Below are 24,185 nucleotides of genomic sequence, written 5' to 3'. Positions count from 1 at the left end.
CCTAGCTCGCCGCGCGCAACAGCCGCTCCGCCGCCGCCCTCGCTTCCGCCGTGATCTCGGCGCCGGCCAGCATGCGGGCGATTTCCTCGCGGCGGTGGTCGGCGGCGAGCGCGTTGACGCGGGTGGCGACGCGCTTGCCCTTGTCGAGCGCATCCTTGGAAATGAGCAGGTGCGTGCTGGCCCGTGCGGCGACCTGCGGCGCATGCGTCACCGCCATCACCTGGACCTGGCCGGCCAGCCGCGAAAGCCGCGCGCCGATCGCGTCCGCCACCGCGCCGCCGACACCGGTATCGATTTCGTCGAACACCAGCGTGGGCGCCGAGCCGCGGTCGGACAGCACCACCTTGAGCGCCAGCAGGAACCGCGACAGCTCGCCGCCGGAGGCGACCTTCATCAGCGGCCCCGGTTTGGTCCCCGGATTGGTCTGCACCCAGAACTCGACCCGGTCGATGCCCTGCGGCCCCGGCGAATTCGCGTCGGTTTCAACCTGCGTCGTGAATTTTGCGCGCTCGAGTTTCAGCGGCGCGAGTTCGGCGTTAACCGCCTTGTTGAGCTTCTCGGCGGACTTATTGCGGGCAGCAGACAGCTTGGTCGCCGCCGCGCCGTAGCGCTGGTCGGCTTCATCAGCGGCGGCTTCCAGCTTCTTCAACTGATCCGCGCCGGCATCGATCAGTGCCACGTCGGCGACGAATTTGGCGGCAAGCGCCGCCAGCCCATCGACCGGCGTCGAATATTTGCGCGAGGCGGCACGAAGCGCAAACAGCCGCTCCTCGATGCGCTCCAGCTCGGCGGGATCGAAATCGGCCGCGACCAAGGCTGCGCTGAGATGCTGGTCGGCCTCTTCCAGCGCGTTGATCGCGATATCGATCGCCTTCACCGCCGGCTCGACCAGCGCGGGCGAATTGGCGGCGCGGCGTTCGAGACGGCGTACTGCGGCGGCCAGCGCCGGCACCGGCGAATGGGGGCCGCCGACCGCCTCCTGCGCCTCGCGCAGGTCGCTTGCGATCTTCTCGCCCTGCATCATGGTGGTGCGGCGTCCGGCGAGCGCGGTCTCCTCGCCCTCCTTCGGCTTCAACGTCTTCAGCTCGTCGGCGGCGTGGCGCAGATAGTCCGCCTCGCGCGCGGCGCGTTCCATGCTGGCGCGATGCGCGTCGAGCGCTTGATTCGCAGTGCGCCGCGCCTCCCATAGCGTTTCCAGCGCCGCGACCTCTTTCTCCAGCCCGGCAAAGGCATCGAGCAACTGCCGGTGCGTCGAGGCGTCAACCAGCGCGCGCTCGTCATGCTGGCCATGGATCTCGACCAGGACAGCGCCGACCGCTTTCAGGGTCTGCACGCTGATCGACTGGTCGTTGATGAAGGCGCGGGTGCGGCCGTCGGCGAGCTGCACACGGCGCAGAATCATTTCGCAGGATTCTTCAGAACTCGCATCGTCGAGGCCGTTCTCGGACAGAATCTTTGCCGCCGGATGGTCCTTGGGGACGTCGAAAGTGGCCGTCACCTGGCCCTGCTCCGCGCCGTGGCGGACCAGGCCCGAATCGCCGCGGCCGCCAAGCGCCAGCGCGAAGGCATCGAGCAGGATGGATTTGCCCGCGCCGGTTTCACCGGTCAGCACCGCGAGGCCACGGGAGAATTCGATATCGAGCCGTTCGATCAGGACGATGTCACGGATCGACAGACGCGCCAGCATGCGAAGTAAATTCCTAGCCGAGACCCATCTTCTTGAAGGCCCTGGAAATATAGGAACCCTTGTTCTCGCTCGGCTCGAGACCGCCCGACTTTACAAGATTATAGGCGTCCTTGTACCACCGGCTGTCAGGAAAGTTGTGCCCAAGTACGGCCGCCGCCGTCTGCGCCTCGCCGACGATGCCGATCGCCATATAGGCCTCGGTGAGGCGGTAGAGCGCTTCCTCGACGTGGCGGGTGGTCTGATAGCGCGTGACCACGGTCTTGAAACGGTTGATCGCCGGAGTGAAGTCGCGCTTATCCAAATAATAGCGGCCGACATCCAATTCCTTGCCGGCGAGCTGGTCGCGCGCGCCTTCGAGCTTGGCCTTGGCGGAGTTGGCGTATTCCGAGGTCGGATATTTGCGAATCACCTCTTCCAGCGCCGCGATCGCCTTTTCGGTGCGGCCCTGGTCGCGGGAGATGTCCGGGATCTGGTCGTAATGCGAGGCCGCGATCAGATATTGCGCATAAGCCGCATCCGGGCTGCCGGGATGCAGCGTGACGTAACGGGTCGCAGCACCAATGCAGCTGTCGTAGTCGCCGGAATTGTAGAAGGAATAGGCCGACATCAGCAGCGATTTGCGCGCCCAGTCCGAATAGGGATGCTGGCGATCGACTTCCTCGAATTTCTTCGAGGCCGCCTTGTTATCCTTGCGCTGGTTCATCAGGTACAAGCCCTCATTGTAGAGCTTGTCCGCCGGTTCCTCGTTGAAGGTGTCGTCCTTGGCGGTGAACTTGTCCCAGAGCGCGCCGGTGCCGCATCCGCTTAAGGGAATGGTGAGCGCAATCAGGCCCGCCGCCAGCCGCAGCAACCGTAGTGATTTGCGTGGTTCAAGCGTCATACGCTGTGCCGACATTGAATCTGTGACCTGACGCCTTTGATGCGGTTGATGACTGGAGCCCGCCTGCCCATGAACCGCGGTCATGGAAGCCATATTTCCCGTGCCCAATGCGTAATTCCTCAGAGGCCCGTAGCGCTTGTCGTGCAACCGCGAGCCTCTGTAGCCGAAAAATGGTCCTCAACCAACCGAATACGCAGCCAATTCGCCCGGATTAAGGCGGCGGAACGGGCATCGTTACCAATTGTGGTTACTACGGAAAACGCGTCTGTGTACGGCACAAAAAGCCCGGCCTTTCGCAAGCCGAGGTCAGTGGATTTCACAAGCGAAAGTCAGGACATTTCGCAAAGCGAAAGTCAGGACACATCCGGACCATAGGCCGGGGCGATCAAACCGCCCACCATGCCTGCGCCGGCCTCAACATGGCCGCGGGTACGGCGTGCCGGTTCGGCCTCGACCACCCGCCAGGCGCTGGGATCGGCCAACAGGGCCGTCAGTACGGCGTGGTTCAGCTTGTGGCCACCACGCACCGAGCGATAGGCGCCGAGCAGCGGCAAGCCGGCCAGGGTCAGATCGCCAACCGCGTCCAGCGCCTTGTGGCGGGCGCATTCATCGGAAAAGCGCAGGCCTTCGGTGTTGAGCAGACGGGCGTCGTCGAGCACCACTGTATTTTCAAACGAGGCGCCGCGCGCAAAACCGGCGCTCCAGAGCCGCGCGACATCGTTCATGAAGCCGAAGGTCCGGGCCCGGGACACCTCGCGGCGGAAGCTTTCAGGATTGAGATCGAGCGAGAAATTCTGGCGGCCGATCACGGGATTGGCGAAGTCGATCTCGATCTCGACGCGGAACCCGCCTGCATGCGGCCTCAACTCGCCGAAGCTGTCGCCGATCGCAACCTGCACCGGCTTCAGCACCTGAATGAAGCGGCGGGAGGCCGACTGGGTGACAATGCCGGCCTGATCGATGGCGGCGACGAAGGCCGCCGCGCTGCCGTCCATGATCGGAACTTCGGGACCATCGACTTCGATGATGGCGTTGTCGACGCCCATGCCGCGCAAGGCAGCGAGGACATGTTCCGCAGTGGAAACCAGCGGGCCTTCGCGGTCGCCGAGAACGGTTGCAAGATCGGTGGCGGTTACGGATTCGGCGATGGCGGGAACTTCGCGGTCGGCCTCATCAAGGCCGGTACGGACAAAAATAAAACCCGTATCCACAGGAGCAGGTCCAAGCGTCAGGCTGACAGGTAAACCGGAATGAACGCCAACGCCCGTTACGGTGGCTTGCGACCGAAGCGTGGTTTGCCGGCTGAATTTCATCGATAACTGCCCACTACCCTGACTTAACCCAAAGACGGGAACCGCGCGTAAGTGGCGATTCGCGTTCTAGGCATCCCCAAGTCACGGCAGACCATAACTATTTCCCAAAGCGCGCCAACTCACGCTTCTTTACGGATTGTTACCCTATCTCTGCCGCAATCGCGCCAAGGGTTAACCAAATTCCGGCACGGCCGAAGGCCGTTTCAGCTGCAATAGCTGATCACGGAATGAATAATTAATCATTTAAAATCAGTTGCTTGACTGGTCAACCGCGCCTCGGCACCCAGCCAAAGAGAGGGGCCCCGGCTGGGTCAGCCGGGGCCCCTTGGGTCGCCTTAATTGTTACAAAAGCTTAGTTGGCCTGGCGTCGGAGGAAGGCCGGGATATCAAGATGATCGTCGCCCTGTGGCGTTGAGGCAACAGGTGCCGGGCGGCCATGGACGTCCAAACCTTGCGGCGCCGGGCGTTTTGCGTACTCCGATACCGGTTCATGATTCGCCGCCATTTGCTGGGCGACGGTCCGCTGCGGCTTGCGATCGGGCAGCGGCGGCAGCGGCGCCATCGCCGGACCGGAGGCGCGGGCCGCGATCGGCGGCTCGGCCTCTTCGTCGCGGCGGCCGAGCCCGACATTGGCGAGCCGCTGCAACAGCGAGAGCTTGGACTTCTGCGGGTGCTCCTCCTCGGCCTCACCGCGGGCCTGCCGGATTTCGGCCTGCGCCGGCATCGGCAGATCCTCGAATTTCGGCATCCGCGGCGAGCGGGCCGGCGCTCGTTCGGCCGCCTGCGGGATGAAGGTTTCGGGGGTCGCAGGCTGCTCGGGCTCGATGCGGGCGGCCTCGTTATGATCCGGGAACAGGGTCGGCTTCTGCGCGATCGGGCGGACCGTGACGTCGCCATAGGAAGCCGGCTGGATCGGAGCCTGTTGCGGCGTATCAACCGCAGCTGCGATCGCAGCAAGCGCTGCACGCTCGACGTTGTTGGCCTGACGTTGCGCCGACGCGACGGCAGAGGCCTGCGCGGGAGCCGGAGCAATGCCCTGCGACGCGGGCGCCGGCTCGAGCTTCTGGGCGCGTTCGGCCAGCCGCGCATTGTCGGCGCGCAGGCGAGCGGTCAGTTCGGCCAGACGGTTGTCGGGCGAGGACGTGGCGCCGGCAGTGGCAGTGGTCGCGGCCGCCGGGGCGGCGGCGGCATTGCGCGCGATCTGCGCCTGCTCGATGCCGGTGGCGACGACGGAGACGCGGATGATGCCGTCGAGCGTCTCGTCGAAGGTGGCGCCGACGATGATGTTGGCGTCCTGGTCGACTTCCTCGCGAATCCGGGTGGCGGCTTCGTCGACTTCGAACAGGGTGAGGTCCTTGCCGCCGGTGATCGAGATCAGCAGCCCGCGGGCCCCCTTCATCGATGAGTCGTCGATCAGCGGGTTGGCGATCGCAGCTTCGGCCGCGGTCAGCGCGCGCTTCTCGCCGGTAGCTTCGCCGGTGCCCATCATCGCCTTGCCCATCTCCTTCATCACCGCCCTCACGTCGGCGAAGTCGAGGTTGATCAGGCCTTCCTTGACCATCAGGTCGGTGATGCAGGCAACGCCCGAATAGAGCACCTGATCGGCCATCGCGAAGGCGTCGGCGAAGGTGGTCTTTTCGTTGGCGACCCGGAACAGGTTCTGGTTCGGGATGATCAAGAGCGTATCGACCACCTTGTGCAGTTCGGCGATGCCGGACTCGGCGGTTCGCATGCGGCGCATGCCTTCGAAGTGGAACGGCTTGGTCACCACGCCGACGGTGAGGATGCCCATTTCGCGCGCGGTCTTGGCGATGACGGGGGCTGCGCCGGTGCCGGTGCCGCCGCCCATGCCGGCGGTGACGAACACCATGTTGGCGCCCGAGAGGTGGTCGCGAAGTTCGTCGATGACCTCCTGCGCGGCCGCCGCGCCGACATCAGGCTGGGACCCCGCGCCGAGGCCCTGCGTCACCTGTGTGCCCATCTGCACGATGCGCTGCGCCTTCGACATGGTCAGCGCCTGCGCGTCGGTGTTGGCGACGACGAAATCGACGCCCTGCAACCCGGCAGTGATCATGTTATTGACGGCATTGCCGCCTGCTCCACCGACGCCGAAGACGGTAATCCGCGGTTTCAGCTCGCTGATGTCAGGGGGGGTCAGATTGAGTGCCATGGTTGCCTCTCTTACGACGCGCGCTTTGGTTCGCCCCGGCCGGCGGCCGCGGCATTTGGTGAAAATCGTTTGGTCACTGGATCGGTCATCAGAAGCCCTCGCGAAGCCATCGTCCGACCTTTCCGAAATAGCCGTCAGTCCCTGTCCTGAGCTGCCGCGTATGCCGCGGTTCGACGTGTTCCAGATGAGCGTATTGCGGATAGACCAGGAGGCCGGTCGGCACCGCGAACGAGGCGCTCTTGGCCTCGCTGGGCAGCCGGCCGAAACCGAGCGGCCGGCCGATCCGGACCGGCCGGTTGAGAATGCGGGTGGCGAGTTCGACGGTGCCGGTGAGCTGGGACGCGCCGCCGCTCAAGACAACCCGCGCACGCGGCTCTGCCGCAAAGGGGGAATCCGCGAGCCGGTCCCGGACCATTTCAAAAATCTCCTCGGCGCGATGCCGGACGATGTTCGCGATCGTGGCGCGCGAGACGATCTGCGGTGCATCGTGTTCCTCACCTGCAGTCGGAACAGACATCAACTCGCGCGCGTCGGACCCGCCGGTCAGCACGGTCCCGTATAAAGTCTTGATTCGCTCGGCATCTGCAATGCATGCGCCGACGCCGCGTGCAAGATCCATGGTCACGTGCTGTCCGCCGAGCGCAAATCCTGATGCATGAACGAAGCGGCCGGCCGAATAGGTCGCAATCGTGGTCGATCCGGCGCCCATTTCGACCACGGCGGCGCCGAGATCGGCCTCGTCGTCGGTCAACACGGAAAGGCCTGCGACATAAGGACTCGCCGACATGGCTTCGACATTGAGATGGCAGCGCTCGACCACCAGCATCAGATTGCGGGCAACGGTGGCATCCGCCGTCACCACGTTCATGTCGACGCCGAACTGCCGGGCCACCATGCCGCGGGGGTCGCGGATGCCCTTGACGCCATCCAGCGCGTAGCCGACCGGCAGCGCGTGCAGCACGGTGCGGCCCTCGCCGGTGGCGTGGCGCATGCCGGTGGAGGTCACCCGGGTGACGTCATCGGCAGTAACGGCGCCGCCCCTGATATCGGCGGCGGCCTCGACCAGCTGGCCCTGCAGCCGGCCGCCGGAAACCGACAGCAATACTGACTCAACGCGGACCTTGGCCATGCGCTCGGCCAGCGCCACCGCCTGCCGCACCGCCTGTTCGCATTCGGCGAGATCGACCACGGCGCCGGCCTTGACGCCGCGCGACTGGATCTGGCTGTAGCCGATCAATTCCACCGCATGGGTACGGCCGCGCAGCGCGTCGTTCGCCGGCGACGGCTTCAGCCGCGCGATCATGCAGGCGATCTTGCTGGTGCCGACATCGAGCGACGCCACCAGCGCGGTGCGCTTATGATCGACGGGGCGCGTCTTCGGGGTCTGGTTGCGATCGAGGCCGGTCATGCGTCACCGGCCTTCTTCTTGGGTTTCTTGTCCTTGAACAATTCTTCGCGGGCCTTGGCCGCGTCATCAGACAATTGCACCGTCAAGCGGTCCGGCAGGCGCATGTCGACCGCGACGATGTCGCGCGAGAACAGCCGGTCGTCCTTGTCCAGCTTGCTCAGCACGGCAAGCGCATTGCCGACGTCGTTCTCCGGCAGGCGGATGTCGAGGCCGTCCTTCAGCCGCAGATTCCAGCGCCGTTCGCCGACGAGGATCGCAGCCTTGGTCGCGATGCGAACCTGCGGATAACGGTCGAGCAGCGCGAGGAAATCGCGGGCCTTGACGTCGGCGCCCTTGCCCACCACCAGCGGCAGCGTCACGAAGCGGCGCGACACGTAGGGCTCCAGCACCACGCCGTCCTCCGATATCACGGACAGCCGGCCCTCCTGCTGCCACAGCGCGAACGCCGTACGCTCGACGATGTCGATCTGCAGCTGACCGGGATAAAGCTTCAGGATGGTCGCATCAGCGATCCACGGATTGGCCTTGAGCCTGTCGCGCACGGTGACGGCGTCGAGAAACAACAGCGAGGAACGGCCGTTGACGCCGCCGATCGCGAGCACCTCGTCCTGGCTCAATTGCTTGCGGCCATTGATGGCAACCGTGGTGATGCGGAATCCGGCCGAATTGGCCAGCGCATTGCGGGTATCGTCAAGCGCCACCATGAAGTCGTCGACATGGCCGCCCTTGACGATGCCCAGGCCTGCGCTGCCGAGCAGCATCAGCACGGTCAAGGCGACGCCTGCGCGGTTCGGAAGGTAACGTTCGACCAGCAGGACCAGGCGATTCGACGGCTCACGATCGATCACGGGCCTTGCCGGGACGCGGGCACGAAGGCCCATCCGCTCGCGCAGCAGCACGGCCGCTCCAATAGCAGCCGCTTTCAGGTCAGCTTGGGGCCCCAGCGATCTCAGCGACCGAGCGAGGCGTCCTGCACCATCCATTGCACGAGCCTGTCCAAGTGTTGTTCCCGCAAGCGTTTTTGCGGGTTCCGGCCCATGTGACGCCTCGGTTTTGCCGGACTTGGTGCTGATCTGAAGTCGGAACAGCGCACGCCCCGGCAGCCAAGCGCCACATGCGCCGCCAGCGTTAACCTTCGGACTTCCTGGTAAACAAAGTGTAAATTCGGGGCACCGGTGACGCGTTTTGACGCGTCTTTTGAGTGGTTTGCCGGGTAATTCTTAGGATTTTAGCAACAATTCTCGTGGCGAGGTTAGTTCCGGGTTAACGGCCTGTTAACTGGCCGGTCGGCCGGTCAAACCCGTTCCCGGTTGCGCCGTTCGGCCAGCGCGATCTGGTCGCGCAGAAAATCCGGGAATTCGATCCCCTGCGCCTTCAGCGCCTTCGGGTAGAGCGATGCGGCGGTCAGGCCCGGCAGCGTGTTGGTTTCCAGGTAAACCAGCCCCTTCGCCGAGACGATGAAGTCGGTCCGGGAATAGCCGCTGCACGACAGCGCCCGGTGCGCCCGCAGCGCCTGGTCCATGAGGGCTGTGCTGATCTCGGGCGAAAATCGTCCCGGACAGATCTCCTGGGTAGATTTGAGCAGGTACTTCGCCGTGTAGTCGAACGCGCCTTCCGCCGGAACAATTTCGATCGGCGGCAGTGAAAGCACCGAGCCGTCGGGCCGCTCCAGCACGCCGCAGGTCGCCTCCACGCCCGACACGAACGGCTCGATCAGATATTCCTCTGTTTTGGCGGCGTTGCGCACGGCGACGAGATCCTGCTTCGCATTGACGAAGATCAGGCCATAGCTCGATCCGTCCCGCGCCGGCTTTGCGATCAGCCTGCCGTATTCCGCAAACGCCGCGTCGAGGTTTTCCAGGGCGACGCCGGCCGGCGCTGCGACGCCCGCATAGGCCGCAAAGCGTTTTGCCGCCACCTTGTCAAAAGCGAGATTCGACGACGCCGAGCCGGAGCCGGTGAAGGGAATCCCGCGCAGTTCGCACATTGCCTGCAATTCGCCGTTCTCGGCCCGGCCGCCGTGCAGGCCGAGCACCAGCACGCGATCCTCGGATTTCGCCTTGTCGAGCGCGGCTTCGAGCGACAGGCCGCGGTTGCCGGGTTTGAATTCATCCTCAAACGGACGCGCGTGAGAGAGCAGTTTCTGCGACGCGACCTCATGCACGGTATCAGCAACGTCCCAGAACCATAGATCGGCTTCCGGCAACGCCCGATGCAGCGCCTGGCCACTCGCGACCGAGACCAGCCGCTCCTTGTTGGTGCCGCCAAAGAGAACGGTCGTCCGCATCAGCCTCGCTCGATTCCGATCCGCTTGATTTCCCAGTGTAGCTCGATTCCAGAATTCGCTTTAACCCGCTCGCGCACGGTTTCACCCAGCGTTTCAATATCATGCCCGGTAGCATTACCGGTGTTGATGAGGAAATTGCAGTGCATTTCCGAGACCTGCGCCCCGCCGACGCGCAAGCCCCGGCAGCCGGCGGCGTCGATCAGTTTCCAGGCGCTGTTGCCGGGCGGGTTCTTGAAGGTCGATCCTCCGGTCTTTTCGCGAATCGGCTGAGCGGTTTCGCGATGGGTCTGCACCTCGTTCATCCGCGCGCGAATGGCTTCAGCGTCCGTGATGGCGCCGCGGAAACGCGCAGAGGTGAAAATCACGGAAGGATCGACGCCGCTGTTGCGATAGACGAACTTCATGTCGGCATTGCTGAAGACATGCCTGGTGCCGTCGCGGCCGATGCCGACAGCTTCGATCAGAACGTCCTTGGTCTCGCTGCCATTGGCGCCGGCATTCATCCGCAACGCGCCGCCGATGGTGCCGGGAATGCCGAAGAAAAATTCCATGCCGCCGATGTTGGCGGCAGCCGCGGTCTCCGCCACGCGCTTGTCGAGCGCGGCCGTGCCCGCGCTGACGATATCGCCCGACGCAGATGTCTCGCCGAACGCCCGCGGCGACAGCCGGATCACCACCCCCGCCATGCCACCGTCGCGCACGATCAGGTTGGAGCCGACGCCGACGACATAGACCGGCAATGCCTTCGGAAGCAGCTTTAAGAAGTACGCGAGATCGTCTTCATCCGCCGGCGTAAACAGCACCTGCGCCGGCCCGCCGACGCGAAACCACGTCAGCTCCGCCAGCGACTGGTTCGCCAGCAACCGCCCGCGCAGTTGCGGCATCGCGGTCTTGAGATCGGGTGTGATGTCGGGGAAGGTCAACTAAACGTCCTCGGTATGTCGCGGCCTACCAATTTGGTCACCGCCGGGCCTGTCCACTTCGTTCCCTTCCTTTGCAGGCCGGGTGCATTGTAGCGGCTCAAATTCAGACCCCATTTCTTCACCGACACCAACTATTTAGAAGAGCCATTTTCGCGATTTTTTTAAGCGAACTCCTGTTCCAGCACAATAACGCTTTGTGACGAACCGATGTGCACCTGACAATAACGGATGACGGTCAAAATTCTGCGCGACAAAAATTGGCCGCCATCCACAAAGGATGGCGGCCTTACGGCAGGGAACGCATCGAAACGAGATTTCAATGGCTTGCGCGAGCGTCTCGGGCTTCCGCTCCGACGGGCAACAAACCTAAGTTTCGGCTCGGAACGACTCCGGCTCGACAATCCACGAAGCCAGCGTCCCGATTGCGAGCGCCCATAAGGGAGATCCAATCCCGAAAATCGTCAAGCTTGTACTCGCGACCACCAGCGAAACGAGAGCGCCAACCTGGAATTTTCCGGCGGCAAATGCAGCATTTAAGGCGACAACCAGCGGTGTGATCATCGCCAGCCCAGCGACTGCCCCGACGAGTTCTGAAGGCAACGCCCGGACGGTACTCACTGCCATGCTCGCAACCAGTCCGAACGCGACGTAAATGACACCTTGAACCACCGACGCAGCATATCGCGTGCCGATGTTTCCGGCTTGCGGGCTCGAGCAGATCGCCGTCATCGGACCCGCAACGTTGAGATTATGTCCCCCGAACATTCCGCTGAAAAGCGTTCCGATCCCGCTGGCGAAAAGCATGCTGTTGGTCGGAGGCACATATCCGGCCGACAACAGGATACCGACGCCCTTCGTGTTTTCGGCGCAGATGATAAGAAGCGCGAGAGGAACGGCAACTGAGAGAATCACCGATGACGACCAGTCCGGAGCAGTAGCAGTTGGCATCACGAGATGCAGCTCGATCGATCCGAAATTGAGCTTCCCTGCGAGGAATGCAGCAACGGCTCCGAAGACGAGAGCGCCGAGCACGCCGGGCACCTTCTTTAGGACCTTCGCCGTCAGAAAATAGCCAATGATCGCAGCACCAACGATTACGGGCTGCGCTTGGCTGGCGCCGACGACGCCGATGGCGAATTGCAGGAGGATACCACCGATCATGGCCACGACGATCGGAAACGGAAGGTATTTGACGATTCTTCCTACAACGCCCGTCAAGGCAATCGTCGTGACAAGGGCCGCCACGATCAAATACGCCCCTATAAGCTGAGCGAACGAATAGTCCTTCAGGGCCGCAACGACGAGCGCTGTCCCGGGAATACTCCACGAGAAGGAAATCGGCTGCCTGTAGATCAACGCAACGAGAATGGTTACGAGTCCTCCGATGAAGTAGACGCCGAAAATCCATGACGTCGCTTCTGTTGGACCGAGACCAGCCTTGGTCGCGCCATTGAGGATAACGAGTGAAACGGCAGTTCCGAATATTCCCGCAACAAGTCCCTGCCCGATAGTCCCGATCGTCAGGTCGCCTGACAGCGAGCGAAGCCCGTTCAACAGACCGGGCGCGCGCTCGAAGATGGACCACCGGCCATCTTCAGCTTTGCCAACAGGCGATACTCGAACTTCAATTGCTTTCGTGTCAGTCATGCGCGCCTCCGTTGAGATGTTGGATAATCCAAATCGTTCCGTGTGGTCAGACGAAGCAGTACTGCGACCCGACACTTCCGGAGTTCGCATCACGGCTTTCCCGTTCCACCGACAAAAAGCGGTCGGCTTCGATCGCCGCCATGCATCCCATTCCGGCGGCAGTTACGGCTTGTCGGAATATCCTGTCCTTGACATCACCCGCAGCGAAGACACCGGGGATTGCGGTTGCAGTCGAGTCCGGCTTGGTGATGAGATAACCGTGGTCATCGCGGGCGAGTTGGCCTGCAAACAGGTCGGTGGCCGGATCGTGGCCGATGGCGACAAACACTCCATCCGTCGCGATATCCTGTCGCGCCTGGGTATCGACATTGCGAAGCCTAACATGGGTGACGGCACTAGGACTCTTCCTGCCAATCACTTCCTCCACGACGCTATTCCAGATGACCTCGATCTGCGGGTGGTTGAACAGCCGCGCCTGCAGCACCTTTTCCGCTCGCAGCGTCCCGCGGCGGTGGACGAGGATCACCTTCGAGGCATGTTTGGTGAGATAGAGAGCTTCTTCGACCGCTGCGCTTCCGCCGCCTATCACTACGACACGCCTGCCTCGGTAAAAGAAGCCGTCGCAAGTGGCGCATGCGGATACGCCGTACCCGAAAAATTCGCTCTCACTTGGCAACCCGAGCAGCCTGGCCCGCGCGCCCGTCGCGATGATCAGCGCGTCACTTCGGTAGTTCGTTCCGCTTTCCCCCACGCAGATGAAAGGACGCCGGGTCAGGTCGACCGAAGTCACGGAATCCACGACAATGCGGGCGCCGAGATGCTCCACCTGCTTGTACATCCGCTCTACCAGTTCAGGACCCGAGATGGAGACTTCCGATGGCCAGTTCTCAACTTCGGTTGTCGTAGTCAGCTGACCACCGGGCTGACTACCCGTCAGCAACAGCGGACTGAGGTTTGCGCGGGTGGCGTAAACCGCGGCGGTGTAGCCGGCGGGCCCCGCCCCCAGAATCAAGACGCGCTCGACGGCTGAGTCGTCCATGGAGTCAGGCTCCATCAGTCGAGAGTTTCTCGACGGCGGCCAACACAGCCGCAACGTGCCCGTCTGGTCGCACGTCGTCGAAGATTTCTGCGATCGTGCCTCCCTTCCTCACGATCACGGTGGTCCGCGTAACGAAGCGCTCGCCGTGTTCCGTAGTCCACACAGGAATCCCCAGTGCCACCGTCAACTGCTCGGCTTCGTCCGACAGCAATGGAAAGTTGAGATGCTCTCTTGCAACAAAACTTTTTTGGCGTGACGTGGCGTGGAAGTTGACGCCGAAAATTTCCGCACCAAGTTTGCGCAGATCAGTCACGCTGTCGCGGAAGCTGCAGGCCTCGGGCGTACATCCCGACATCTCCTGATACCGAAGGCCCTCGAGGTCCCCTGGATAGAAGAACAGAACCAGGTGACTGCTTCGCGCTTGCTGATCGAGGTGAACCGTGTTCCCGGCGGTCGAGCACAGTTCAAGCGGGGGAAGTTGGTCGCCGGGCCTCGAATTGGTCCTCGGATGGGTTTTTTGGACGCCGCCATATTGGCCGGTTTGAATTTGCAATTTCAGCCGGTCCGCCTGTGGTGCATTCATGCTCGAATTCCCTCTCTGAAAGAACTTCACGAACTATGCTCATATTGCTTCTTGATTCAATTGTTACATTGCGCTAGGACAATCTGCGCACCGCACCGCTTCCTGTTCGCATCGCACGATTCACGGTTTTGGATTTCGGCGGCCCGCGCGGTCTGCGGACGGGCGCATCCCGAATCAACGTCGGTCATGGTGAAGCGCTCAGGATGAATCTCGTGCGATGGGGCGCGGGGACTCGCTGCTTCGGCTTCGACCGCGAACACCGTGGCCGGCGCAACGCCCGTTGAAAAGCGCAGCAAGGGCCGGCAACATTGTATTAGCGAGACAACAGAGACATTATCTTATGGCAATTTGGATCCCTAAGCAGATCTCTTCCCAGGGGCCGCGGTATGAAGCTCTCGTTAATGCGCTGGAGCGGGACATCCAGACCGGTCGCGCGGAGCCCGGTATGCGGCTTTTGCCAATGCGCGAACTCGCGTATCAGCTCGGAATCAGCGTTGGGACCGTTACTCGCGCTTATCAGACTGCGCAGAAGCGTGGTCTCATTTCTGGCGAAGTCGGTCGCGGTAGTTTTGTACGGACACCCGACAAGTCGGACGCTCGCTTCTACGGGGATGGGCGCGGCGATCTTGGATCAATCGATCTTAGCCTTAACCTGCCGCCGACAGGTCGGTCCGAGGCCGCCTTGAAGAAGGCGCTTTCCGATTTGTCGAAGACGGACGATCTTTCCCAGCTCATGCAGTATCTGCCTCACAGCGGGCTCGCGAGACATAGGCAGGCAATCGCCAAATGGTGGAAGGGCAGTCACGTTGACCCGGATTGTCTGGTTCTGACGCAGGGCGCACAACACGCAATGGCCTTGGCCATCGCCGCGCTGACCAAACCCGGCGATACCGTCATATGCGAGTCAATGAGCTATGCCGGGATTAAGGCTTTGGCTAACTTCGCACAATTGCGTCTGGTCGGCGCGCCGCTGGATCGTGATGGTGTCATTCCCGAGAAGCTGGAGGAACTTGTCCAGAAGACGCGCGCCCGCGTGTTGTATCTCATTCCGAATTTGCAGAATCCGTCGGCGACGGTTTTGCCGGAATCCCGCAGGCGAGCGATAGCGGACATCATGGAGCGGCATGCGCTCCACCTGATCGAAGGAGACGTGTACGATTTCCTCTTGAACAAGCGCTTGGATCCGATCGCCGAATACGCCCGGGAGCGGACCTTCTACGTCGGGAGCTTCTCGAAGAGCCTGGCGCCGGGTTTACGCATCGGCTTCGTGTCGCCACCCCCTCAATACATGGATCGTATGGTGTCAGGCGTAAGGGCGACCGCATGGATGGCGACGCCCGTGATGGCGGAAATCATCAGCCGGTGGATCGAGGACGGCACGGCCGACTCGCTCATCGAGGCAAAAAGGCAGGAAGCCATCGCGCGGGTGGCTCTCGTGCGCAAGCTGTTCGGAAAGAACATATTCGCTTTGCCGAAGGCGACCTATCATGTCTGGCTCGATTTGCCGGAGCGGTGGCGAGCTTCCGAGTTCGTGGCAGCGGCGAAGCGTCACGGAATTACGATCACGCCCACCGAGGCTGTCATCGTCGGCCATCATCCTATCAACGGCGTCCGGATATGCTTGGGCGCCGCCGAGTCAATCATTCGGCTCGACCAAGCACTGAATACGCTGAAATCGATCGTCGATGCCGGCGCGCACCAGGCATTATCGGTTGTCTGACAGACCGGCCATCACCCCAACGCCTTCAGCTCGCCCGGCAGGGCGTAGGCCCATTGGGTGATGTTGCCGGCGCCCAGGCAGACGACGAGGTCGCCGGTGCCGGCGAGACCGTGAACCACCTTGGCGAGTTCGCCCGCATTCGGCAGCGGGATCACCTCGCGATGGCCGTGGGCGCGCAGACCGAGCACGAAATGATCGCGATCGATGCCCTCGATCGGCGCCTCGCCGGCCGGATAGACCTCGGCGACCACGACCGCATCGGCGTCGTTGAAGCAGGTACAGAATTCCTCAAACAGCGATTGCAGGCGGGTGAAGCGATGCGGCTGCACCACGGCGATGACCTTGCCGTTGGTGGATTCACGCGCCGCTTTAAGGACGGCTGATATCTCGACGGGGTGATGGCCGTAATCGTCGATCACGGTGACGCCGTTCCACTCCCCGGTCCGGGTAAAGCGCCGCTTGACGCCGCCAAAACCTGCCATTGCCTTGCGGATCGCCTCGTCGGACATGCCGAGCTCATGCGCCACCGCGATCGCCGCCGTGGCATTCGAGGCGTTATGCCGCCCCGGCATCGGCAGCATGAGGTCTGATATCTCATGGGTGGCGTCGGTCTTGCGGTTGCGGAACACGACCTTGAATGTCGAGCCGCCGCCGGTCGGCGTCAGGTCGACCAGCCGCGCGTCGGCCTGCGGATTCTCGCCATAGGTGATGATGCGGCGGTCCTCGATCTTGCCGACGAGGCTCTGCACCACGGGATGATCGGTGCACATCACGGCAAAGCCGTAGAACGGGACGTTCTCGACGAAATTGCGGAATGCGTCCTGGATCGCCTCGAAAGTCTTGAAGTGATCGAGATGTTCGGGATCGATGTTGGTGACGATCACGACATCGGACGGCAGCTTCAGGAACGTGCCGTCGCTCTCGTCGGCCTCGACCACCATCCAGTCGCCCGCGCCCAGCCGCGCGTTGGAGCCATAGGCATTGATGATACCGCCGTTGATCACGGTCGGATCGAGACCGCCGGCATCGAGCAGTGTCGCCACCATCGTCGTCGTCGTGGTCTTGCCATGGGTGCCGGCAATCGCGACGCAGCTTTTCAGCCGCATCAGTTCGGCGAGCATTTCGGCCCGGCGCACCACCGGAATGCGCTGGGCGCGGGCCGCCATCAATTCGGGATTGTCGCGCTTGATCGCGGTCGAGACCACCACCACGTCGGCGCCGTCGACATTCTCGGCCTTGTGGCCGACCGAAACCGTAATCCCCTTCTCCCGCAGCCGCGCGACATTGCCGCTCTCGGAGGCGTCCGAGCCCTGCACGGTATAGCCGAGATTGCTCAAGACCTCGGCGATGCCGCTCATGCCGATGCCGCCGATCCCGACGAAGTGAATGGGTCCGATCTCGCGCGGCAGTCTCATGGAGTATCCCCTATCGTCATCATCCGCCTTGTGCGCAATTGCGCGCGGGAGCGGATGATCCAGTATCCCGCGAAGCCGAGGCTCAAATCAGGCACCGCAGGGTACTGGATGCCCCGCTTTCGCGTGGCATGACAAGGGGCAATTTTGCACGCAACGGCCTAGATTCCGGCCACTTTCATCACCAGATCGGCCAACCGCTCGGCAGCATCCAGCCTGCCGACACTGCGTGCGGCTGATGCCATCGCGGTCAGCCGAGCGGGTTCGGCGGCGAAGGCGGAGATTTCCGCGGCCAGCCGGTCCGGCGTGAACTCTGCTTGCGGAATTCGCAGCGCGCCGTCCACCTGGGCCAGCACGCCGGCGTTGGCGAACTGGTCCTGGTCGATCGCGCCGGGCAGCGGCACCAGAATCGAAGGCCGGCCGATCGCGGCGAGTTCCGCCACCGTGCCGGCGCCGGAGCGCGAGATCACGAGGTGGCTGGACGCCAGCCGCGCCGGCAGGTCGGAAAAGAACGGCGCGAGCTCGGCATTGACCCTGCGTCGCTCATAGATCGCGCGCACCCGCCCCATGTCTTCCTTGCGCACCTGCTGAGTGAGAACCAGGCGGCTCCACAGCATCGGCTCCAGCTTTTCGATGGCGCCCGGCACGATATCGCTCATGACCCGCGCGCCCTGACTGCCGCCTACCACCAGCAGGCGCAGCGGCCCGTTCGGTTCGGGAGAGGCAAACGGCACGGCGGCGGCCGTGAGGATCGCGGGCCGCATCGGCGTGCCGACGGTCACCGTCTTGCCCGCGAGATCAGGATCGCGATCGAGCACGCCCGGCAGCGAGGTGGCAATGGCGTTGACGCGGCGGGCGAGAAAGCGGTTGGCGCGGCCGAGCACGGCATTGGCGTCGTGAATGATGCCGGGCACGCCGAGCAGCCTTGCCGCCATCAGCGGCGGCAGCGTCGGATAGCCGCCGAAGCCGACCACGGCGGCAGGTTTCAGCCGCCGCACCAGCCTGGCAGCAACCAGCGTGCCGTAACCAAGCGTGTAGACGGTGCGCGCCAGCGCCACCAGCGAGCGGCCGCGCACGGTCTCGCTCGGCACCACATCGATATTATCCCGGGTGAACAGGCCGCTGTAGCGCAGCGCGCGGTCGTCGGTTGCCAGACGCACCCGCAGGCCGCGCTTGATGAGTTCGACGCCGAGCGCTTCGGCGGGAAACAGATGACCGCCGGTGCCGCCGGCGGCGAGTAGAATGAGAGGTGCGTTGTCCATGGCTTCAAATAGCCGACGCGGCGAGGCTAGTCACGCCCCATAGCGTTTTCAGAATCGATAAGGTTCTACGCGTAACCGCGCGACACGCCGGCCGCGTTCATCGATTCCACCTCGGTACGCGGGCGTTGCCGTGTCAGCGCCAGCATCATGCCGACGCCGTAAGCCAGCGAGATGATCGACGAGCCGCCATAGGAGATGAAGGGCAGCGTCATGCCTTTGGCGGGAATCAGTTGCAGATTGACCGCCATGTTGATCGCGGCCTGCACGCCGAACAGGATCGCAAGCCCCGACGCCGCAAAGCGCGCGAACATGTCCTCGCTCGAATAGGCGCGTGTCAGCGTCCGGATCACGACGAAGGCAAACAGCGAAACCAGCGCCAGACAGAGAATGATGCCGAACTCTTCGGCGGCCACCGCGAACACGAAGTCGGTATGACTGTCCGGCAGGCTGCGTTTTGCAATCCCCTCGCCCGGTCCGAGCCCGAACCAGCCGCCGTTCCAGAAGGCTTCCATCGCCATGTCGACCTGGAAAGTGTCGCCGGAGGCCGGATTGATGAAGCGCTTGATGCGGCCCGCGACGTGCGGGACCAGAAGATAGGCGCCGAACAATCCGGCCGCCGCGACGCCGGCAAGGCCGGCCACCCAGATCATCCGCATGCCCGCGATGAAGAACAGCGCGCCCCACACCATCAGGATCAGCATGGTCTGGCCGAAATCCGGTTCCATCACCAGCAGCGCCACCAGCGTCAGCAGCAGCACGATCGCCATCGACGTCGCCGGCATTTCCGGCCGCTTGGTCGATTCCGCAAACAGCCACGCCGCCATGACAACGAAAGCGGGCTTTGCGGACTCGGAAGCCTGGATGTTGACGCCAAGCAGCGTGATCCAGCGCCGCGATCCCTTCACCTCTGCGCCGAAGACAAGCGTCGCCACGATCAGCAGGATCGAGACCACGAATACCAGCAGCGCCAGGCGGCGGATGTGCTTCGGCGACAGGAACGACACCCCGATCAGCACCATCAAGGACGGAAGCAGAAACAGCACGTGCCGGCCGAAGAAATGGAAGGGATCGAGCCCGATCCGCGTCGCCACCGGCGGGCTCGCCGCCAGCGACAGGATGACGCCACCCAGCATCAGCGCCATGATCGCGCCGAGCAGCAGCTTATCCACGGTCCACCACCAGTCCGAAAACGGCGTGCGTTGGTCACGGGCGAGCATGGGCGTCCCCAAAATGGCAGAGGTAACGCCCATTGGTGGAGCAGGATGGTTTACGGGGGGTTAATGGGGACGGTAACTTTTGAGGGATCGGGCGACGGTGCGTAGGATGGGTGGAGCGAAAGCGATACCCATCAAGTTTGGTTGAGAAATGGCCAGCGTCGAGAAAGCGTTAATGAGACCATTATCATTTATGACAGCGTAGTGGCTCCTCACGAGTAGTCGTCATACCCGCGAAGGCGGGTATCCAGTACGCCGCGGCATTTCGGTTCTATCGCTGACGCCTCTGGAATACTGGATCACCCGCCTTCGCGGGTGACGACAGCTCTTTGGACGGAGCGAGCGAACCTATCAATTGGCGTTTATGAGGTGATCGGTTTCGCAACGGCACCGAAACGCCCGATTTCCGGTTGGCAACCATTCACTTTATCTTTGTCTCGGCCGCGATCAGCTCTTTGCCTTCCGGGGTCGTGATCGTCAGCCGCACCTGCTCGCCGCTGCCGCCGGCGGGAACCCCTACGGAAATGCGATTTCCGTTTTTCGGGTCGGCTGTCACGGCGTCGTTGAACAATATCGCATCGCCGCGTCTCAACCTGACGCGCAACAGCATGGCCGGTTCGATACTGAAGAACTGAAGATTCACGCTCGCTGCCTCAGCCGAGAGATTGATCAGGATATTCTCGTTCGCGGCCGTCACATTGCTCATGCCGACGGTCGGGCTGTAGGTCTCCGGGATAGATACCTCTCCCTGCGCGGGCAGCTGGGCGCGGTGGAAAAACTGGTCCGACACGCCGGCCCACAATTCGACGTAAGGCCGCACTTCGTTCGGGTCCTTGCGTGCATCCGTTTCGTTCGTGAACGACGGAAATCCCCACGTCCACATCTTCAGGCCCGGTGTGACCGTGTTGTCGGCGATGCGGATGATCCCCTCTTCGTTATCGTGGTTGATCACACCCCAGAAATTCCCGCCCTGCATATCGGGCGCCGCGTATGCGATGCCCATCGTCGGCCAGTTCCTGAAGTGGCGCAGTTTTTCGAAACGGCTCCTGCCCGCGCCTGCACTCTCGTCGCCTTCGGACAGATTGGCCGACCAGCGGGGCGTGCTGTAGGCCTGGATCGGCGCGATGATCTCGGCGCCGCCGGTCGTCTTGGGGTTGTTCGGGTCCGATCCCGGCGCGAGCGTCGTGCACGTCCAGTACTCGTAGTCGATCGTCCGGGCTTGCGGATTTCTCAGCACCACGCGCGCATCGAGCGCGGCGCGGTCGGCTTTGAGCGTGACGTAGTAAGTCGCTTCGATACCCGTCACCTCCTTGAAAAACTGCGCCGGCGCTGCGGGATACGCGAAATCATCTTTAATCGACATCGACACCGTCACTTCGCCGGCGCTCTCCTTCACGACCTTGAAATCCCACGGCTTCAGCCACGTCCTGCCGTGCTCGGGATCCGGGAAGGTTGGGAAGATGCCGCCATACACCATCAGCCAGTCGTAATAAAAGACGCCGGCTGTCATGCCATAGGGGACGCCGACCTCGTTGCGATAAAGTTGTTCGTGGCCGGTCGGCTTGTAGACGATGGAAAGAATGCGACCGCCGAATTCGGGCACGAGCGTTACCTTCAGATAACGATTCTCGAGCACGTGGGTCTTGAACGTGCGATCGACGATGGTCTTCTTGTCGAGCGACCCGCCGACGAATCCGTTCTCCGCAGAGGTCGCGTATTTGACAGTGCTCCACGAAATCGTCGACTCGCTGAGCGACACGCCATCAGACGCCAGCGAAGCCGTACCTGCGACGGCATGAAGCGCAACGGTCGCCGAAAGCACCGCAACCGCGAAACGAACAAGGTTACGTGAGGGAGCATGAATTGCCATTTACGACGCCCTCGAAGGAGCAGGATGTAGGATGGGTAGAGCGCAGCGAAACCCATCAATCCAGCACCGCAGCGATGGGTATCGCTGCGCTCTACCCATCTACGCGATCCGCATCCTCACACCACCGGCTTGACGCCCGGCAATGCCGTCACCAAATCGCGGAACCTGGCGCCACGGATTTCGAAATTGCGGTACTGGTCGAACGAGGCACAGGCCGGCGACAGCAGCACGACCGGATCGGCGATCCCAGAGGCTTCGGCGTCGCGTGCGGCATTGGCCACCGCGACATCCAGCGTTTCGGAAATCTCGTGCGGCACGCGCTCGCCGAGCGTGCCGGAGAATTCCTGCGCGGCTTCGCCGATCAGATAGGCCTTGCGGATGCGCGGAAAATATTCGGCGAGACCGGTGATACCGCCCTGCTTCGGTTTGCCGCCGGCGATCCAGAAAATATCGGCGAAAGACGACAGCGCGTGTGCGGCGGCATCGGCGTTGGTGCCCTTCGAATCGTTGACGAACAGCACGTTGCCGCGACGTCCCACCTGCTCCATGCGGTGTGCCAGCCCTGGAAAGCTGCGCAGGCCGTTTTGCAAAATATCGATCGAGATGCCCATCGCCAGCGCGCAGGCCGACGCGCAGGCCGCGTTCTGCGCATTGTGCAGACCGCGCAACGAACCGATGCCGCCCAGCCTTGCGATCTCGCGACGCGCGCCGCCGGAGGCCTGCACGATGGTTTCGCGCTCGACGTAGACGCCGTCGGGCAGCGGGTTCTTTACGGAGATCCGCACCACGCGCTTGCCTGATTGATCGAGCCGGTCGGCGATGTTGCGGCACCAGCCGTCATCGACGCCGACGATGGAGGTACCCTTCGGCTGCACGCCAGCAACCAGCCGCGCCTTCACGGCGGCGTAATGCTCCAGCGTGCCGTGGCGGTCGATATGGTCTTCGCTGACATTGAGGAGAATCCCCACCGACGGATCGAGCGAAGGCGCCAGATCGATCTGGTACGACGACATCTCGACCACATGCACCCGCCCCATGCGCGGCGGCTCCAGCGACAGGATCGCGGTGCCGATATTGCCGCCCATCTGGCTGTCGTAGCCGGCGACCTTCATCAGATGCGCAATCAGCGCTGTTGTGGTCGACTTGCCGTTGGTGCCGGTGATGGCAACGAACGGCGCGTCCGGCGCGTGACGGCGGCGCTCGCGGCAAAACAATTCGATGTCGCCGATCACCTCACAGCCGGCCTGCCGCGCCATCAGCACCGACCAATGCGGCGCCGGATGGGTGAGCGGCGCGCCGGGCGTCAAAATCAGCGCCGCAAAATTCGACCACGACACCGTGCGCAGATCGGCGGTGGTGAAACCGGCCTGCGCCGCTTTGGCGACATTGTCGGCAGAGTCGTCGCCCGCGATCACTTCCGCGCCGCCGGCCTTCAGCGCGCGGCAGCTCGCAAGGCCGGAACCGCCGAGGCCGAAGACGGCGACCGCCTTGCCCGCAAAAGAGGTGACGGAGATCATCGCGCGCGGCTCACCGCAGCTTCAACGTGGAGAGGCCAGCCAGCGCCAGCATCACCGAGATGATCCAGAACCGGATCACGATCTGCGGCTCGGTCCACCCCTTCTGCTCGAAATGATGATGCAGCGGCGCCATCCGGAACACGCGTTTTCCCGTCAGCTTGAACGAGGCCACCTGCACGATCACGGAGACGGCTTCCAGCACGAACAATCCGCCGATCACGGCCAGCACGATCTCGTGCTTGACCGCAACCGCCGTCGCACCAAGCATGCCGCCGAGCGCCAGCGAGCCGGTGTCGCCCATGAAGATCGAAGCCGGCGGCGCATTGAACCAGAGGAATCCGAGGCCGGCGCCAAGCACCGCGCCGCACAGCACCGCGAGCTCGCCGGTGCCGGCCACATATCTGATCTGCAGGTAGTCCGAGAAGACCGCGTTGCCGGTCAGATACGAGATCATGCCGAAGCTCGCGGCGGCGATCATGACCGGCACGATCGCAAGCCCGTCGAGGCCGTCGGTCAGGTTCACCGCGTTGCCGGCGCCGACGATGACGAACGCGCCGAAGATCACGAAGAACCAGCCGAAATTGATCACCACGTCTTTCAGGAAGGGTACCGCAAGCGAGGTCGAGGTCGCATCGCGGCCGAGCCGTACCAGCGCGTAGCAGGCCGCGATCGCGATCACCGCTTCGATCAACAGCCGCAGCCTGCCGGCGAAGCCACTATGGCTCTGTTTCGTCACCTTCAGATAGTCGTCGTAGAAACCGACGAAGCCGAAGCCGAGCGTCACCGCCAGCACGATCCAGACGTAGGGGTTGAGCGGATTGGCCCACAGCAACGTCGAGACCACGAGGCCCGAGAGGATCATCAGCCCGCCCATCGTCGGCGTGCCCTTCTTGGTGATCAGATGCGATTGCGGGCCGTCGGTGCGGATCGGCTGGCCCTTGCCCTGCCGGAGCCGCAGATGATCGATGATCCAGGGCCCGAACAGGAATACGAACAGCGCGCCCGTCACCATCGCCCCGCCGGTGCGGAAGGTGATGTAGCGAAACACGTTGAAGAAGCCGCGGAAGATGCCAAAACCCGGGACGGTGTTGGAAAGCTCGATCAGCCAGTAAAACATTCAGGTCGGCCCTATCACGCGGCTTGGTTACGCCGTCTTTGGCGGGAAGCGCTCCGGGAACGCCTTCGTTCCGGGAACGCCTTGATAATCGTTTTCATCGTCAAACCAAGCAAATCTTGGTCATGCATGGGGTATT

Annotated in this window: 18 protein-coding genes and 1 pseudogene; 1 reads left to right on the top strand and 18 read right to left on the bottom strand. The window is 63.0% G+C overall.

Annotated features, from left to right (window positions below):
* Nucleotide 1 precedes the first annotated feature (1 nt).
* From recN to V1294_RS11930, 12 genes and pseudogenes are all read right to left on the bottom strand, one after another.
* Nucleotides 2-1,687 carry a DNA repair protein RecN gene (gene recN / locus V1294_RS11980; protein WP_334497288.1) on the bottom strand — a complete coding sequence of 562 codons (1,686 nt, stop codon included), beginning with the start codon at nucleotides 1,685-1,687 and terminating at the stop codon, nucleotides 2-4.
* Nucleotides 1,688-1,700: 13 nt separating this feature from the next.
* A complete protein-coding gene (locus tag V1294_RS11975) occupies nucleotides 1,701-2,582 on the bottom strand; it encodes an outer membrane protein assembly factor BamD (protein WP_334477965.1) in 882 nt (293 codons plus the stop codon).
* A 338-nt stretch (nucleotides 2,583-2,920) separates the two neighbouring features.
* Nucleotides 2,921-3,880: a UDP-3-O-acyl-N-acetylglucosamine deacetylase gene (lpxC, locus tag V1294_RS11970; protein WP_334497286.1), complete on the bottom strand. Its 960-nt coding sequence runs from the start codon at nucleotides 3,878-3,880 to the stop codon at nucleotides 2,921-2,923.
* 352 nt (nucleotides 3,881-4,232) lie between these two features.
* Nucleotides 4,233-6,050 carry a cell division protein FtsZ gene (ftsZ, locus tag V1294_RS11965; RefSeq protein ID WP_334497284.1) on the bottom strand — a complete coding sequence of 606 codons (1,818 nt, stop codon included), beginning with the start codon at nucleotides 6,048-6,050 and terminating at the stop codon, nucleotides 4,233-4,235.
* A gap of 88 nt (nucleotides 6,051-6,138) precedes the next feature.
* A complete protein-coding gene (gene ftsA / locus V1294_RS11960) occupies nucleotides 6,139-7,458 on the bottom strand; it encodes a cell division protein FtsA (RefSeq protein ID WP_334497282.1) in 1,320 nt (439 codons plus the stop codon).
* Nucleotides 7,455-8,441 (bottom strand): cell division protein FtsQ/DivIB, encoded by a 987-nt coding sequence (locus V1294_RS11955; RefSeq protein ID WP_334497279.1) that lies wholly within the window; start codon nucleotides 8,439-8,441, stop codon nucleotides 7,455-7,457. Before V1294_RS11955 ends, ftsA begins: the two co-directional genes overlap by 4 nt.
* Nucleotides 8,408-8,677: pseudogene (locus tag V1294_RS37950) on the bottom strand (D-alanine--D-alanine ligase); the annotation flags it as partial. The pseudogene V1294_RS37950 and the gene V1294_RS11955, both read right to left, overlap by 34 nt.
* Nucleotides 8,678-8,752: 75 nt before the next feature.
* Nucleotides 8,753-9,745: a D-alanine--D-alanine ligase family protein gene (locus V1294_RS11950; protein WP_334497277.1), complete on the bottom strand. Its 993-nt coding sequence runs from the start codon at nucleotides 9,743-9,745 to the stop codon at nucleotides 8,753-8,755.
* Nucleotides 9,745-10,668 (bottom strand): UDP-N-acetylmuramate dehydrogenase, encoded by a 924-nt coding sequence (murB, locus tag V1294_RS11945; RefSeq protein ID WP_334497275.1) that lies wholly within the window; start codon nucleotides 10,666-10,668, stop codon nucleotides 9,745-9,747. Before murB ends, V1294_RS11950 begins: the two co-directional genes overlap by 1 nt.
* 366 nt (nucleotides 10,669-11,034) lie before the next feature.
* The gene (locus tag V1294_RS11940; protein WP_334497272.1) at nucleotides 11,035-12,315 is read right to left on the bottom strand and encodes a benzoate/H(+) symporter BenE family transporter; all 1,281 of its coding nucleotides are present in this window, start codon (nucleotides 12,313-12,315) and stop codon (nucleotides 11,035-11,037) included.
* Nucleotides 12,316-12,361: 46 nt separating this feature from the next.
* Entirely contained in the window at nucleotides 12,362-13,354 is a 993-nt protein-coding gene (gene trxB, locus V1294_RS11935; protein ID WP_334497270.1) for a thioredoxin-disulfide reductase, read from the bottom strand.
* Between the two features lie 4 nt (nucleotides 13,355-13,358).
* Nucleotides 13,359-13,937, bottom strand: a complete 579-nt coding sequence (locus V1294_RS11930; protein WP_334497268.1) for a peroxiredoxin — start codon at nucleotides 13,935-13,937, stop codon at nucleotides 13,359-13,361.
* A 340-nt stretch (nucleotides 13,938-14,277) separates the two neighbouring features.
* Between V1294_RS11930 and V1294_RS11925 the strand changes: the two genes are divergently transcribed.
* Nucleotides 14,278-15,657, top strand: coding sequence for an aminotransferase-like domain-containing protein (locus V1294_RS11925; RefSeq protein ID WP_334497266.1), 1,380 nt, complete (start codon nucleotides 14,278-14,280; stop codon nucleotides 15,655-15,657).
* An 11-nt stretch (nucleotides 15,658-15,668) separates the two neighbouring features.
* Here V1294_RS11925 and murC read toward each other — a convergent pair whose 3' ends face one another.
* The 6 genes from murC to mraY form a co-directional block, all read right to left on the bottom strand.
* Nucleotides 15,669-17,072: a UDP-N-acetylmuramate--L-alanine ligase gene (murC, locus tag V1294_RS11920; RefSeq protein ID WP_334477950.1), complete on the bottom strand. Its 1,404-nt coding sequence runs from the start codon at nucleotides 17,070-17,072 to the stop codon at nucleotides 15,669-15,671.
* Nucleotides 17,073-17,230: 158 nt separating this feature from the next.
* Nucleotides 17,231-18,331 (bottom strand): undecaprenyldiphospho-muramoylpentapeptide beta-N-acetylglucosaminyltransferase, encoded by a 1,101-nt coding sequence (gene murG, locus V1294_RS11915; protein WP_334497264.1) that lies wholly within the window; start codon nucleotides 18,329-18,331, stop codon nucleotides 17,231-17,233.
* A 65-nt stretch (nucleotides 18,332-18,396) separates the two neighbouring features.
* Entirely contained in the window at nucleotides 18,397-19,548 is a 1,152-nt protein-coding gene (ftsW, locus tag V1294_RS11910) for a putative lipid II flippase FtsW (RefSeq protein WP_334477948.1), read from the bottom strand.
* Between the two features lie 418 nt (nucleotides 19,549-19,966).
* Entirely contained in the window at nucleotides 19,967-21,304 is a 1,338-nt protein-coding gene (locus V1294_RS11905) for a DUF5107 domain-containing protein (protein WP_334497262.1), read from the bottom strand.
* A 227-nt stretch (nucleotides 21,305-21,531) separates the two neighbouring features.
* Nucleotides 21,532-22,932, bottom strand: coding sequence for a UDP-N-acetylmuramoyl-L-alanine--D-glutamate ligase (gene murD / locus V1294_RS11900; protein ID WP_334497260.1), 1,401 nt, complete (start codon nucleotides 22,930-22,932; stop codon nucleotides 21,532-21,534).
* Nucleotides 22,933-22,942: 10 nt separating this feature from the next.
* Complete coding sequence (mraY, locus tag V1294_RS11895; protein WP_334477943.1) at nucleotides 22,943-24,049, bottom strand: phospho-N-acetylmuramoyl-pentapeptide-transferase; 1,107 nt, start codon at nucleotides 24,047-24,049, stop codon at nucleotides 22,943-22,945.
* Nucleotides 24,050-24,185: the final 136 nt, after the last annotated feature.

Origin of the sequence: Bradyrhizobium sp. AZCC 1678 (assembly GCF_036924765.1) — a bacterium.
GTDB lineage: Bacteria > Pseudomonadota > Alphaproteobacteria > Rhizobiales > Xanthobacteraceae > Bradyrhizobium > Bradyrhizobium algeriense.
The sequence above is the reverse complement of the archived record's forward strand: the minus strand, read 5'-3'. Positions and strand labels throughout refer to the sequence as shown.

Excerpts from the sequence above, each read along its gene's own strand:
- ftsW (WP_334477948.1), bottom strand. The coding sequence starts at position 19,548 with ATGCTCGCCCGTGACCAACGCACGCCGTTTTCGGACTGGTGGTGGACC.
- ftsA (WP_334497282.1), bottom strand. The coding sequence starts at position 7,458 with ATGACCGGCCTCGATCGCAACCAGACCCCGAAGACGCGCCCCGTCGAT.
- recN (WP_334497288.1), bottom strand. The coding sequence starts at position 1,687 with ATGCTGGCGCGTCTGTCGATCCGTGACATCGTCCTGATCGAACGGCTC.
- V1294_RS11950 (WP_334497277.1), bottom strand. The coding sequence starts at position 9,745 with ATGCGGACGACCGTTCTCTTTGGCGGCACCAACAAGGAGCGGCTGGTC.
- murG (WP_334497264.1), bottom strand. The coding sequence starts at position 18,331 with ATGGACAACGCACCTCTCATTCTACTCGCCGCCGGCGGCACCGGCGGT.
- V1294_RS11925 (WP_334497266.1), top strand. The coding sequence starts at position 14,278 with ATGGCAATTTGGATCCCTAAGCAGATCTCTTCCCAGGGGCCGCGGTAT.
- V1294_RS11975 (WP_334477965.1), bottom strand. The coding sequence starts at position 2,582 with ATGTCGGCACAGCGTATGACGCTTGAACCACGCAAATCACTACGGTTG.
- murD (WP_334497260.1), bottom strand. The coding sequence starts at position 22,932 with ATGATCTCCGTCACCTCTTTTGCGGGCAAGGCGGTCGCCGTCTTCGGC.
- lpxC (WP_334497286.1), bottom strand. The coding sequence starts at position 3,880 with ATGAAATTCAGCCGGCAAACCACGCTTCGGTCGCAAGCCACCGTAACG.
- trxB (WP_334497270.1), bottom strand. The coding sequence starts at position 13,354 with ATGGACGACTCAGCCGTCGAGCGCGTCTTGATTCTGGGGGCGGGGCCC.
- V1294_RS11930 (WP_334497268.1), bottom strand. The coding sequence starts at position 13,937 with ATGAATGCACCACAGGCGGACCGGCTGAAATTGCAAATTCAAACCGGC.
- V1294_RS11940 (WP_334497272.1), bottom strand. The coding sequence starts at position 12,315 with ATGACTGACACGAAAGCAATTGAAGTTCGAGTATCGCCTGTTGGCAAA.
- mraY (WP_334477943.1), bottom strand. The coding sequence starts at position 24,049 with ATGTTTTACTGGCTGATCGAGCTTTCCAACACCGTCCCGGGTTTTGGC.
- V1294_RS11955 (WP_334497279.1), bottom strand. The coding sequence starts at position 8,441 with ATGGATGGTGCAGGACGCCTCGCTCGGTCGCTGAGATCGCTGGGGCCC.
- ftsZ (WP_334497284.1), bottom strand. The coding sequence starts at position 6,050 with ATGGCACTCAATCTGACCCCCCCTGACATCAGCGAGCTGAAACCGCGG.
- murC (WP_334477950.1), bottom strand. The coding sequence starts at position 17,072 with ATGAGACTGCCGCGCGAGATCGGACCCATTCACTTCGTCGGGATCGGC.